Here is a 13,426-nt window from a genome sequence, read left to right as displayed (position 1 = left end):
CAACGGATCAGGCGTTCAACGCTTCCGCAGAAATCGCTTCAAATGTAGGATTTGGCCTGTTCTATCCTGAGCGATGAAACCAAAGCCGCATTCACATCCCCTTGGCATCGCCGCATTTCCGTCGCCTCGTTGGCGCCTCCATGTAGCGTCGGTGTCGCGTGAATGGTGCGTGGACGTCGCGTCAGTGTCGCGCGGTGTCGCGCGAGTGTCGCGCCGGTGGCGCGAAGTTGTCGCCTTCCGCGCGCTTCACGAGAGGGCGAATGTTGAATCGCCCGAAAAACACTAAACTTCATCAACATTCGCCGCTGACCGCGCGGCTTCGCGCGCCCTCTCGACACGCCCCTAACTCCAAGGTTACGTTCTCGAAAAATCGGTATGGAGAGTTTTGATGCTGGGTGGGATGCAGGATTTCGAGCTTCGGGTGCCGCGTTTGCTTGATCATGCCGCGCGCGAGCACTGGTCTCGCGAGCTGGTCACGCGCTGGGCCGATGGCAGCGAGAGCCGCACGACCTGGGCCGGAGTGGCGCGCGATGCCAGGAAGCTGGCACAGGCGCTGGAGCGGTTGGGGATGAAGCCTGGTGACCGCATCGCCACGCTCGGCATGAACCACAGCCCGCACATCGTCGCCTGGTATGGCGCGATCGGGATGGGCGGGGTGATCCACACCATCAATCCGCGCCTGTTCGACGAGCAACTCATCTACATCGCCAACCACGCCGAAGACCGGGTGCTGTTCTACGACAAGGCGTTCCAGCCGATCATCGACCGGTTGAAGCCGCACTGGAAGACCATCGAGCATTATGTCGTGTTCGACAGCACCGGACCCGATGGCTTCGAGGCTTTGCTCGCGCAGGAGGACGGCAACTATAGCTGGCACGAGGGTTCCGAGCGCGAGCCGTGCATGATCTGCTACACCAGCGGCACCACCGGCAATCCCAAGGGTGTGCTGTACGAGCATCGCTCGACGATGATCCACGCCATGGCCGAGGTCGCGCCCTGGGTGTTCAACATGTCGCGCCGTTCGGTGGTGTTGCCGATCGTGCCGATGTTCCACGCCGCCGCCTGGGGCTTGCCGTTCGCCGGGGCGCTGGCGGGGTGCAAGTTCGTCTATTCGGCGACCAACGACGCCGCGACGATCTGCGAGCTGATGAACAAGGAGCAGGTCACCCATTCGGCGGGCGTGCCGACCGTGTGGCTGGCGATGTTCAAGCATATGGACGAGACCGGCGAGGCGCCGCGCTTCCTTCAGCAGGTCACCATCGGCGGCTCGGCCGCGCCGCGGGCGATGATCGAGCGGATCATGGGCATGGGCGTCGAGGTCAAGCATCTGTGGGGCATGACCGAGACCTCGCCGATCGGCACGGCGGGCACGCCGCCGGTCAACTGGGACGAGATGAACCATGACGAGAAGCTTGACCTGATCAGCAAGCAGGGCAGCACCCCGTTCGGCATCGAGCTACGCGTCGTCGATGACGAGGGCCGCGTGCAGCCGCGCGACGGCAAGAGCTCGGGCCGGCTGCAGGTGCGCGGGCCGTGGGTACTCAAGCGCTATTTCAAGGCCGAAGAAGACGCGGTCGACGCCGATGGCTGGTTCGATACCGGCGACGTTTCGGTGATCCACCCGGACGGGGTGATGCAGATCACCGACCGCGCCAAGGACGTGATCAAGTCGGGTGGCGAATGGATCAGCTCGGTCGATCTGGAGAACGCGGCGGTCGGCTGCGCCGGTGTCCATGAAGCGGCGGCGATCGGCGTCTATCACCCCAAATGGGACGAGCGCCCGATCCTGCTGGTCGTGCGCCGCCCTGGCAGCGGCGTGACCGCCGAGGACATCCAGGCGCATCTTGCCAGCCATGTCGCCAAATGGTGGCTGCCCGACGAGATCCACTTCGTCGATGAACTGCCGCACACCGCGACCGGCAAGCTGCTCAAGACCGCGATCCGTGAGCAGTACAAGGATTTCAAGCTGGCGGCTGCCTGACCGGTTACATCGCCATGATCGCGGCGCTGACCTCGCCGGCCTTGGCATCCTTGAAGCGGGCGCAGTTGCGGATCGCTTCGACCGAGCGATCGACGTTGAGCCCGCCGCCGGCGAGCTTCTTGGCCACCGCGTCGGCCTGATCGAGCGAGCACAGCACGCGGAACATCTGCGCCGCGCGGCCGGAGAATATCCCGCCGCCGCCGCCCACCTTCACGAATTCGTCGAAGTGGGTGAGCATGAAGTCGCTGGCGAGGTCGCGGGTGTAGGGCGAGGCGAGGAAGCCCGAGACGGTGAACAAGCGCGCCGCCGGCGGATAGCGCGGGTCGTTGAAGTCGTTGAGGAACCAGCGCGCGACCCCGGGATTGCCCGACGCGCCGATCGCGGTTCCCGCCGCCTGGCGCAGCGCCGGAGCGCCACTCGCGGCCTTCTCGATCAGCGTCTTGGCGAAGGGCGCGCCACGTTCATTGACCGCGATCGTTGCCGCCATCGCCAGATAGGCGGGATCGAGCGCCTTGGCGTCGCCGGCCAGATAGGCGTCGAGCGCACCGGTCAGCCTGGCGCGAAGCGCTGCGTCATGACCCGAGACGGCGAGGAGTTGCACAGTATCCCGGCGCAGGTCGCGCGTATCGGCGTCCTCGCCGGAATAGGCGCCGGCGGCGGGATCGAAGCCCATCTTGCCCAGCAACCGGCCGTACAGCCCGGTGATCAGCTTGCGATAGGCGGGCAGCGCGGCGGCGCTAATCAGCCCTCGCTTCTCCAGCCCGCGCAGCTCGGTTGCGTTGTCGAAGACGATTTTCATCGAAGGATGCGATGCGGTTGCACGGGCCAGCGCGATGGGCCGCTCGACGCCGCTCTTGCCGGCGTAGAACGACGCCCACAGGCTGTCGTCGAGCGCCAGCGCCTCGCCATCGGGCAGCGTCGCGCTGGCAGCGATGAGCGCATCCCAATCGGCGGCGTCCATATCGAAGCGGTAATAGCCCCAGCCGCCGGCATTGGGCATGATCGGGCCGTCGCCCTTGGCCTCGGCGGGCTGGCTGGCCTTGTCTAGCAGGGTGCAACTCTTGGTCTCGCCACGGCGGACGCAGAAGGGAATGATCCACTGCTCGGCCGGCAGGTTGGTGCCGAAATTGGCATAGCGCGCCTGGCTTGCGATCAGCGTGCCGCCATCGCGGTGCAGGCTCACCACCGGCACGCCCTGCTGATCGACGAAGCTGCGCAGCGAGGCCAGCACGCGCGGATCCTTGGCGGCATCGGCGAGCGAGGCGAAGAATTCGTCCGTGGTGGCGTTGCCATAGGTGTGGCGCTTCATGTGCAGCCGCACGCCGTCGCGGAACTTCTCGTCGCCGAGGTAGGCGGCGATCATGCCGACGACCTGGCCGCCCTTGCCATAGGTGATCTGGTCGAACGCGGTGTCGATATCCTCGTCGCGCGTGATCCTTTCGTGGATCGGGCGGCCTGCGGCGAGTGCGTCCAGGTCCATCGCGTCGAACGCTTCGTCGATGGCATCGAGATCCATCTTGAGGCCCGGGCGCCATGCATTGCCGATGCGATAGCCCATCCAGTTGGCGAAACTCTCGTTGAGCCAGATATCGTCCCACCAGGCAGGGGTGACGAGATCGCCGAACCATTGGTGCGACAGCTCGTGCGCGACGACCATGCCAAAGGTGCGCTTGCTTTCGCTCGGCGCGCTTTCGTCGAGGAACAGGATGCCGTCGCCATAGATATCGGCCCCGGCATTCTCCATCGCCCCCGGCATCACCGGCGAGCCGATCTGATCGAGCTTGGGATAGGGGAAGGCCTGGTTGAAATAGTTTTCGAGCAGCGCGACGATCTTGCCCGATTCATCGAGCGCGTACTTCAGCTGCCCGGCATTGGGCTTGGTGCCGATCACGCGCAGTGGCAGCGGCCATTTGCGCTGCGGTGTTGGCGGAACGATGGTTTCGGCGGTGACGAACGGACCAGTGACCAGCGCGACCAGATAGGTCGGCAGCGGCAGCGTCGGCGCAAAGCGGTGCTTGACGAGATCGCCTACCGGCGTGCCCTTGCCGATCTCGGGTGCGTTGCTGGCAGCTACGAAGCCCGGCCTGGTGGTGATCGAAACCGTGAACGGCGTCTTGTAGCCGGGTTCGTCGAACGAGGGGAACGCTGCGCGCGCGTCGATCGATTCGAACTGGCTCCAGCTATACCAGATGTTGTCGACATTGACCTTGTAGAGCCCCGAGGGCGCGCCGACGCCGAACTTGGCGTCGTAATCGAATTTGAGCGTCATCTTGCCCGCTGGTACGGTCTTGCCGAAGTCCACCTGCGCTAGGCCGGTCGGGCTCTTCTGAGCGAAGGTGATGGGGATTTCCTTGCCGCCGATCTTCACCGTCGCCTTGGTCACATGCAGATCGCGCCCGTGCATGAAGATCGAGGTCGAGGGGCGCTTCAACTGCACGTCGATCTCGGTATGGCCGCTGAAGCGCTCCTGATCGGGAAGCACGGTCATGTCGAGGCGATAGGCGATCGGCTTGACGGTATCCGGCAGCTTGCCGGTAGGCACGGGTTCGGCGGGCTGGGCAAGGGCAGTCGTGGGCAGGAGAAAGGCGGCAAGCAACAGGGCGCGCATGGTGATTCCTTAGCTGATCACCGCTGCTTAGGAGCGCCACTGCCTTAAGGCAATCGCACACCTTATGCCGCGAGCCGCGTCCGGTTCCTGCCGCTGTCCTTGGCATCGTAGAGCGCCTCGTCGGCGCGGAGGATCAACCGGTCGCGTTCCTCGCCGGGGTGATAGTGCGCGACGCCAACGCTGATTGTCACCCCACACAGCGCTCCGCTAGACAGTATGATCCGCCGCCGAGCGATTCCGTCGCGCAGCCGCTCACCGGCGATGCCCGACTCGACCTGATCGGTATCGGGCATCAGCACCGCGAATTCCTCGCCGCCGAGCCGTCCGAGTACGTCGCCGGTGCGCATCGTCTCGCGCGCCAGCTCGGCGAAGCGGCGCAGCACCTCATCACCGCCGGCATGGCCGAAACGGTCGTTGACGCTCTTGAAGTGATCCAGATCGATCAGGGCCAGCGCCAGCGGCGCGCCGCTGCGCGCCGAGCGGGCGATCTCAGTGTCGAGCGCGGCAAGGAAAGCCCGGCGGTTGAGCAGTCCGGTCAGCTCGTCGGTAGTGGCGGCGCGGCGGAGTTGCTCCTCCATAGCCAGCGTCGTCATCCGCGCCTGCGAAGCCCGCACCCCGGCCCAGGCGACGATCATCAGGAAGATGAACGCGACGCCCGCCAGCGCATAATCGGCGATTTGTGTGGCTTTGGCGGCGGCGGCGTTGATCGCCTCGCGTTCGGCGAGCAGGCGGCGCTCCTCGGCTTCGATCCGATCGATCAGCGCTAGCACCGCCTCGATCTCGCGGCGTCCAGCGCCGCTCTTGACCATGGCGACCGCATCGGCGTTTCGGCCCTGGCGGACCAGCGACACGGTGCGCCCGAGCACGCCCAGATAGCGCTCCATTCGCGTTTCGAGCGCGGCGAGCAACGGCCGGTGGACGGCATTGTCCTGCGCGCGCGCGCGCAATTCTGCCGTCAGCTTCGGCGCCTCGCGGCTGCCCTGGATGTAAGGCTCGAGGAACTCATTGTCGTTGGTGATCAGATAGCCGCGCTCGCCGCGCAGCGCGAGATTGGCGGCGGAGCGGACCTGCTCGGCGGTCAGCAGCACCTGCATCGTGCGCATCTGCCAGCCTTCGGCGGTCTTGCGCATGCGTCCGGCATGTATGGCGTTGATGGTGATGGCGACGAGCATCAGCGCGAGCGCGATCACCGCGCTGAAGCCATAGATATGGCGCTGGCGGCTGGCCTGCTGGTCGTTCAGGGATAATTGCTTGCGACTCAAGAGCGTCCTCTGCGGTACGCCCCCACCGATTGCCCCGTATTAATCCAAGGAAGTAAACAGGTGCTTGCAGCGGGCACCCGGGTGGTCCAACCTTCGCGGCTGGCAAGGGTGAGGCGCATGGATCAGGCGGCGATCAATATCGGCTCGGCGGAGCGCAGCGAGCGGACGGTAACGCTGCCGGCCCGCCCCGAACCGGTACGGGTGGTCCCGAGCGAGACCGCGATCGTCGTGATCGACATGCAGAACGCCTACGCCTCGCCCGGCGGCTATGTCGATCAGGCCGGGTTCGACATTTCGGGCGCGGCGGGCACGATCGGTCAGATCGCCAAGGTGCTGGAGACCGGGCGCAAGGCGGGCGTGCAGATCGTCTATCTGCAGAATGGCTGGGACCCGGAATATGTCGAGGCGGGCGGGCCTGGTTCGCCCAACTGGCACAAGTCGAACGCGCTCAAGACGATGCGCAAGCGGCCCGAGCTTTCGGGCAAGCTGCTCGCGCGCGGCGGCTGGGATTATGATCTGGTCGAGGGGCTGAAGCCGCAGGACGGCGACATCGTCATCGGCAAGACGCGCTATTCGGCCTTCTTCAATTCGCAGCTCGACAGCGTGCTGCGCTCGCGCGGGATCAAGACGATCGTCTTCGTCGGGATCGCCACCAATGTCTGCGTCGAATCGACGCTGCGCGACGGCTTCCACCTCGAATATTTCGGGGTGATGCTGGAGGATGCGACACATCATCTGGGGCCGCCGGCGATGCAGGATGCGACGGTCTATAATGTCGAGAAATTCTTCGGCTGGGTGAGCAATACGCAGGATTTCTGCGGCTCGTTCGGCCAGATGCCCAAGGAGTGATTTGATGCCCTTCGAACCGATCAACCCGCCGCAATTCCCGACCCCGATCGCGCCCTATTCGGCGGGCGCCAAGGCTGGCAACACCGTCTATGTCTCGGGGGTGCTGGCGCTGGGCGAGGGCGGGGTGGTGCTCCATGTCGGCGATGCGGCGGCGCAGACCCGGCATGTCCTCGACGTTATCAAGATCACGCTGGAGGCTGGCGGCGCGACGCTGGCCGATGTGGCGATGAACCATATCTTCCTGAAGGATCTCGCCGATTATGCCGCGTTCAACGCGGTCTATGCCGAGTATTTCCCGGGCAACAAGCCGGCGCGCTACTGCATCAAATGCGATCTGGTGAAGCCCGATTGCCTGGTCGAGATCGCCAGTGTGGCGCACATTGGCTGACTCCGCCTTTTGTCGCCATCCCGGCGAACGCCGGGACCCAGAGCCAAAAACGGTTCGACCAGCAATCCTGGGTCCCGGCGTTCGCCGGGATGACGAACTGTGCTGATACATGGCCTCTACTACGAAGAGCATGGCTCCGGCCGGCCGCTGATCCTGTCGGCTGGCCTCGGTGGTTCGGGCAACTACTGGCTGCCCAATGTCCGCGCGCTCGCCGCCAGCCACCGCGTTATTCTATATGATCATCGCGGCACCGCGCGCAGCGATCGCGCGCTGCCCGATACCGTCACCGTCGAGCAGATGGGCGACGATATCCTCGCGCTGATCGACGGGCTCCGACTGGAGAAGGCGACGATCATCGGCCACGCGGCGGGTGCCGTCGCAGGGCTGGCGGCGGCGCTCAAATCGCCCGAGCGGATCGACCGGCTGGTGCTGGTCAATGGCTGGTCGCGGCCCGATCCGCACTTTGCGCGCTGTTTCGATGCGCGGCTGGCGCTGCTCCGCAACAGCGGCCCGCGCGCCTATGTCGAGGCGCAGCCGATCTTCCTGTTCCCCGCCAACTGGATTTCCGAGCATCACGATCAGCTCGCGGCCGAGACCGAAGGGCATCTCGCCCATTTCGCCGGCGCCGAGGCGTATGAGAAGCGCATCGCCGCGCTGCGCACCTTCGATATCGACGCGCGGCTGCACGAAATATCCGCGCCGACTCTTGCGCTCGCCGCCGAGGATGACATGCTCGTGCCATCGAACTGCTCGCGGCGCCTGGCCGGGGGCATCAGGGGGGCGGAGTTGGCGATGATGGATTGGGGAGGGCATGGCTGTAACGTCACCGATCCCCGAACCTTCGAGCGCCATGTCCTCGAATTTCTAGGGAGCTAACACCATGCAGGTCGGCGTCTTCGTCCCCATCAACAACAATGGCTGGCTGATCAGCGAGAACGCGCCGCAGTACAAGCCGAGCTTCGACATGAACAAGGCGATCGCGCTCAAGGCGGAGGAGCATGGGCTCGATTTCCTGCTCTCGATGATCAAGCTGCGCGGCTTCGGCGGCAAGACCGAATTCTGGGAATATGGCCTGGAGAGCTTCACGCTGATGGCCGGGCTCGCGGCGGTCACCGAGAAGATCAAGATCTACGCGACCTGCCCGACGCTCGTCATCCCGCCTGCCTTCGCGGCGCGCATGTGCAACACGATCGACAGCATCAGCCATGGCCGCTTCGGGCTAAACCTGATCACCGGGTGGCAGCGCCCCGAATATTCGCAAATGGGGATGTGGCCCGGCGACGACCATTTCCGCGACCGCTACACGATGCTCGACGAATATGCCCGCATCCTGCGCGAGTGCTGGGAAGAGGGCGTCAGCGACTTCAAGGGCAAATATTACCAGATGGACGATTGCCGCGTCCGCCCGCAGCCGCAAGGCGACATGAAGATCATCTGCGCCGGCTCGTCGGACGAGGGCCTCGCTTTCTCGGCGAAATGGGCGGATTACGCCTTCTGCCTCGGCAAGGGCGTCAACACGCCCCAAGCCTTCGCCTTCAATAACGAACGCCTCGCGGTGGCGCTGGAGAAGACCGGGCGCGACGTTTCGATGTTCGTGCTCGTCATGCTGATCATGGCCGAGACCGACGAAGAGGCCGAGGCCAAGTGGAAGTCGTACAATGACGGCGTCGATGTTGATGCGATATCCTGGCTGGCGACGCAGGGCGCGGCCGACAAGAACAACGCCACCACCAATGTCCGTCAGCTCGCCGCGCCCGAAGGGGCGGTGAACATCAACATGGGCACGCTGGTCGGCAGCTATGCCAAGGTCGCGGCGATGCTCGACGAGATGGCGGCGGTGCCGAACACCGGCGGCGTGCTGCTGACCTTCGACAATTTCCTGGAGGGCGTCGAGGATTTCGGCACCAAGGTCCAGCCGCTGATGAAGAGCCGGCAGAAGGGCTGAAGCTTGCGAACCCGCAACGATTAGGCTAGGGGCCCGCGCACTGCGGGCTCCGGCCGGCGGCAATTGGAGAAATGGATTGTTGGACTTTTACTTTCTAGCCGGGACCACCCGGGGAAGCGTCCGCACTCTCCCATAAGCGCCTAACCCAGGCGCCGCGGGGCGTGCCGAGGCACACCCGCGAAAATCCCAAGAACTGACTGACAGCCCGTCGGGGGAGCCGTGCGTCCGCACGCCGTCCGCCGGGCCGGGATGGGTATCACGATGCAGGAACATGATGTGGTCCGGGCGATGCTGCTCCGGATCGGACGGGAAGTGCCGGGCACGGCACCGCTGGCGAAGGCGGTGCTGGGTTGGGCGCGGCCCAATGCGGACTGGCTGCTCGGCAAGCGCGACGCGAAGGCGCGGCTTGGCTGGCAGGCGCTCCGCACCGAACTCGCCGGCGAGATGCCGCGTGAGGACAAACCGGCGGGCGCGATCGGCGTCGCCGCGCAAGTCGCCAAGGCCCTGGGCTTTGACGAGGCGGATACGCGCGTCCTGATCGCGGCGGTGGCGTTCGAGCGCTGTCCGCGCGTGCGCGCGGTTGCGCGGCTGCTGGTCGAGCGGGAAGCCGATCTCGCGGCGGTGCTTGCCGATGTCGCGGGCGTTGAGCCGCATGCGCTGCGCCGCAGCCAGCCGATCCGGCTGGGGCTGGTGCGGACCTTCGCTCGGCGCGGTGGCGGCGTGGAGATCGAGCTCGGCTGGACGCTCGACAAGCTGCTCGACCGGCCCGAATGCCAGGCCGATGAGCTGCTCGATGCGCTGGTCGGCCCACGCCAGACAGCGAGCCTCACGATCGAGGATTTCGTCGCGCATCAGGCTGACGCGGCGCTCCTCGTCAGGCTGCTGCGCGGCGCGCTCGAACAGGGCGCGGTCGGCGTCAACATCGTCCTCCACGGCCCGCCCGGAACCGGCAAGACCGAGCTGGCGCGGACGCTGACGGCTGCCGCCGGCGCGGTGCTTCACGGCGTTGGCGAGGCCGATGACGATGGCGACGAGCCGACGCGCTGGGAGCGGGTGACCGCGCTCAAGCTGGCGCAGCGGATGCTCGGCAGCCATGGCGGCGCGGTGCTGCTGTTCGACGAGATGGAGGATATGATCGGCGATGCCGCGCCGTCGCCGGATGGCCGGATCAAGGGGCGGCAGGGATCGAAGCTGTGGGTCAACCGCCTGCTCGAAACCAACAAGGTGCCGGTGATCTGGACCACCAACGCGCTCGACAATGTCGATCCGGCGATCCTGCGGCGGATGAGTTTTGTCCTCAAGCTCGATCGGCCTTCGCAGCGCGGGGCGCGGCAACTTGCCGAGCGGGTCTCGCGCGACGAGGGTGTGGCGCTATCGCCGGCGGTGCATGCCCTGGTCGAGGCCGCGCCCGAGGCCGCTTCCGTGCTGCGCGTCGCGGCGCGCACCGGGATGCTCGCGGGGGACGGTGATGACTTCAAACGCGTCGCGGAGTCGCTGGTGACCGCGCTGCGCGGTGAGACGCCGGTGGCGGCGGGGCATGGCCCGGTCGATCTCGACCTTTTCGAGAGCGATTGCGATCTTCCAGCGTTGTTCGCGCGGATCGCGGCACCCGGCGCTCCCACCGATGTGTCGCTGCTGCTTACCGGGCCGCCGGGCACGGGCAAGACCGGACTCGCGCATCATCTGGCGCGCGTGCTCGATCGCCCGCTGATCACCAAGCGTGCTTCCGATCTGCTCTCGAAATGGATCGGCGGCACCGAGGCGGCGATCGCCGACGCCTTTCGCGAGGCCGAGCGTAGCGGTGGCGTGCTGCTGTTCGATGAAGTGGATTCGCTCCTCTTCGACCGCTCGACCGCGCGCACCAGCTGGGAAGTGACGCAGGTCAACGAACTGCTGACCTGGCTCGATCGCCATCCACTGCCGTTCGTCGCGGCGACCAACCATGGCGAAAAGCTCGATCCGGCGGCGCTGCGCCGCTTCGTGTTCAAGCTGGAGCTGGGTCCGCTGGGCGGGAGGCGCGCGGCGGCGGCGTTCGAGCGCTTCTTCGGAATGGCGGCACCGGTGGAGTTGGCGGAGATCGCCAATCTGACGCCGGGCGACTTCGCCGTGGTCAAGCGCCAGATCCGCTTTGCGGGCGGCGATATGGCGGCGATCCTCGAACGGCTGCGCGGGGAAGCGGAGGCCAAGCCGGGCGGAGCAGGGCGGCTGGGGTTCTGAACCCCGGCCGCTTGCCAGCCCGGCGGCAATCACTATGGTAGCGTTATCAAAGATAAAGCGGGGATGAGGATGAAACGCGCGCTGTTGGCGATGATCGCCATGTTCCTCGCAGCGCCCGCGCTGGCGCAGGACAAGCCGCATTGGGTGGCGAGCTGGGCGACGGCGCTGATGGTGCCGACCGGCGACAACATCGCCGCCGATGCCGATCTCACCGACGCGACGCTGCGGCAGGTGGTCCGCATCTCATTGGGCGGCAAGCAGTTGCGCGTCCGGCTCTCCAATGTCTTCGGCAATGCGCCGCTGGCGATCGACGCGGCGAGCATCGCGCGTTCGGCCAACAACGCCACATCGAAGATCGACGCCGCCAGCCTCAAGCGGCTGACGTTCAACGGCGAAACCCGCGTCGTCATTCCGGCGGGCGCGGATTACTGGTCGGACCCGGTGGCGATGCCGGTGGAGGCGGGCGCGGACCTGACGATCAGCCTGTATCTGCCCAGGGCGCCGGACCGCCAGACCAGCCATCCCGGCGCGCGCGCGACCAGCTATTTCGCGCGCGGCGATCAGGTTTCCGCAGACGAACTGCCGGGCGCGAAGACCGGCACGCGCTGGTATCTGATCGGCGGGATCGAAGTCGATGCGCCGGGCGCGACCGCTGTGGCGATCATCGGCGATTCGATCACCGATGGCAGCGGCGTGCAGCCCAACTGGAATATGCGCTGGCCCGATGCGCTGATGCTGCGGATGCGCGCCGATCCGGCGACGCGCAACATGGCCGTGCTCAACGCCGGGATCGGCGGCGGCAGGCTGCGGCTCGACGGACTGGGGCCGAACGCGCTGGCGCGGCTGGAGCGCGACGTGCTGTCGCCGCCGGGCGTCACCCATCTGATCGTGCTCGAAGGAATCAACGATCTCGGCACGCTGACCCGCGACGCGCCCGCCACACCCGAGCAGCACGCGGCGCTCGTCCGCGAGATGATCGGCACGCTCCAGCAGATCGTTACGCGTGCCCGCGCGCGCGGCATCAAGGCGATCGGGGCGACGATCCTGCCCGATGGCGCTTCACCCTATTACCACCCCGATGCCGCCAACGAAGCCGACCGCGCCGCGGTCAACGCGTGGATACGCGCGCCGGGCAATTTCGACGCGGTGATCGACTTCGACGCGGTGCTCCGCGATCCGGCCAACCCTTTGGTGATGCGCGCTGATCTCGATTCAGGCGATGGGCTGCATCCGTCGATCATGGGCTATCAGGTGATGGCCGACGCGGTGCCACTATCGTTGCTCTCGCCCAAATCGAAGGACAAGGGCAGTCATACGCCTCCGCCTCCGCCGGTGATCGCCTTCACCTTTGACGACATGCCCGCGCATGGCCAGCTTCCGCCCGGCACGAACTGGCCCGAGGTCGGTGACAAGCTCATCGCCGCGTTGAAAGCCGCCAACGCGCCGGCGACCGGCTTCGTCAACGGCGTGCTGCTGGAGCGCGCTCCGGGCAGCGAAGCCGCGCTCGATGCGTGGCGCTCGGCGGGGCTGCGGCTCGGCAATCATGGCTGGAGCCATGCCAATCTCGACCAGATGACCGACGCGCAGTTCGCCGAGGAACTGGCCAGGAACGAAGCGCTGCTCGCCGCCAAGATGGCGGGGCAGGACTGGCACTGGTTCCGTTATCCTTTCCTCGCCGAAGGTGGCGGTGATGCCGCGAGGCGCGCCCGCATCCGCAAGCTGCTCGCCGACAAGGGCTACAAGGTCGCGACGGTGACGATGGACTTTAGCGACTGGGCGTACACGGAGCCCTATGCACGCTGTGTCGCCAGGCAGGACTATGCCGCGCTGGCCGAGATGGAGAAGGCGTGGCTGGCGGGCGCGGCGGCCAATGCCGATCGCTACCGGACGATGTCGCGAATGCTCTATGGGCGCGACATTTCCTATGTGATCCTGATGCATTTCGGCGCGCTCGATGCGAAGCTGATGCCGCAATTGCTGGAGATGTATCGGAAAAAGGGCTTCCGCTTCATCAGCCTCGAGGAAGCGGCGCGCGATCCCTATTATCGCGCCGAAACAAACCCGGCGCTGCCGCCGCAGCCGCAGGGGCTGGAAGGAGCGCTGGCCGCCAGGGGCATGAACGTCCCCGCCGCGCCGCCGCTGCCCGATTTCGCCAAGATGTGCCAGTAATCGGCAT

Annotated in this window: 9 protein-coding genes; 7 read left to right on the top strand and 2 right to left on the bottom strand. The window is 66.1% G+C overall.

Features of this window, described 5'->3' with window-relative positions; all coding sequences use genetic code 11:
• The first annotated feature begins 388 nt into the window (after positions 1-388).
• Positions 389-1,981 carry a long-chain fatty acid--CoA ligase gene (locus KF730_RS09475; RefSeq protein WP_294094227.1) on the top strand — a complete coding sequence of 531 codons (1,593 nt, stop codon included), beginning with the start codon at positions 389-391 and terminating at the stop codon, positions 1,979-1,981.
• Between the two features lie 4 nt (positions 1,982-1,985).
• On the opposite strand, the gene KF730_RS09470 is transcribed toward KF730_RS09475, so the two are convergent.
• Both KF730_RS09470 and KF730_RS09465 read right to left on the bottom strand, forming a co-directional pair.
• Entirely contained in the window at positions 1,986-4,589 is a 2,604-nt protein-coding gene (locus KF730_RS09470) for a M1 family metallopeptidase (protein WP_294094225.1), read from the bottom strand.
• Between the two features lie 62 nt (positions 4,590-4,651).
• A complete protein-coding gene (locus tag KF730_RS09465; RefSeq protein WP_294094222.1) occupies positions 4,652-5,851 on the bottom strand; it encodes a diguanylate cyclase in 1,200 nt (399 codons plus the stop codon).
• A 117-nt stretch (positions 5,852-5,968) separates the two neighbouring features.
• Between KF730_RS09465 and rutB the strand changes: the two genes are divergently transcribed.
• The 6 genes from rutB (at position 5,969) to KF730_RS17790 (ending at position 13,419) form a co-directional block, all read left to right on the top strand.
• Positions 5,969-6,700 (top strand): pyrimidine utilization protein B, encoded by a 732-nt coding sequence (gene rutB / locus KF730_RS09460; protein WP_294094220.1) that lies wholly within the window; start codon positions 5,969-5,971, stop codon positions 6,698-6,700.
• A gap of 4 nt (positions 6,701-6,704) precedes the next feature.
• The gene (rutC, locus tag KF730_RS09455) at positions 6,705-7,088 is read left to right on the top strand and encodes a pyrimidine utilization protein C (RefSeq protein WP_294094218.1); all 384 of its coding nucleotides are present in this window, start codon (positions 6,705-6,707) and stop codon (positions 7,086-7,088) included.
• A 99-nt stretch (positions 7,089-7,187) separates the two neighbouring features.
• Positions 7,188-7,964: a pyrimidine utilization protein D gene (gene rutD, locus KF730_RS09450; protein WP_294094216.1), complete on the top strand. Its 777-nt coding sequence runs from the start codon at positions 7,188-7,190 to the stop codon at positions 7,962-7,964.
• A 4-nt stretch (positions 7,965-7,968) separates the two neighbouring features.
• Positions 7,969-9,033, top strand: coding sequence for a pyrimidine utilization protein A (gene rutA / locus KF730_RS09445; RefSeq protein WP_294094214.1), 1,065 nt, complete (start codon positions 7,969-7,971; stop codon positions 9,031-9,033).
• 219 nt (positions 9,034-9,252) lie between these two features.
• Positions 9,253-11,250 (top strand): AAA family ATPase, encoded by a 1,998-nt coding sequence (locus KF730_RS09440; protein ID WP_294094211.1) that lies wholly within the window; start codon positions 9,253-9,255, stop codon positions 11,248-11,250.
• A 69-nt stretch (positions 11,251-11,319) separates the two neighbouring features.
• Positions 11,320-13,419 carry a GDSL-type esterase/lipase family protein gene (locus KF730_RS17790; RefSeq protein WP_365973327.1) on the top strand — a complete coding sequence of 700 codons (2,100 nt, stop codon included), beginning with the start codon at positions 11,320-11,322 and terminating at the stop codon, positions 13,417-13,419.
• The last annotated feature ends 7 nt before the right edge of the window (positions 13,420-13,426 follow it).

This window comes from Sphingomonas sp. (assembly GCF_019635515.1).
GTDB lineage: Bacteria > Pseudomonadota > Alphaproteobacteria > Sphingomonadales > Sphingomonadaceae > Sphingomonas.
Note: the sequence above shows the minus strand (reverse complement) of the source record. Positions and strands in the feature narration are given on the sequence as shown.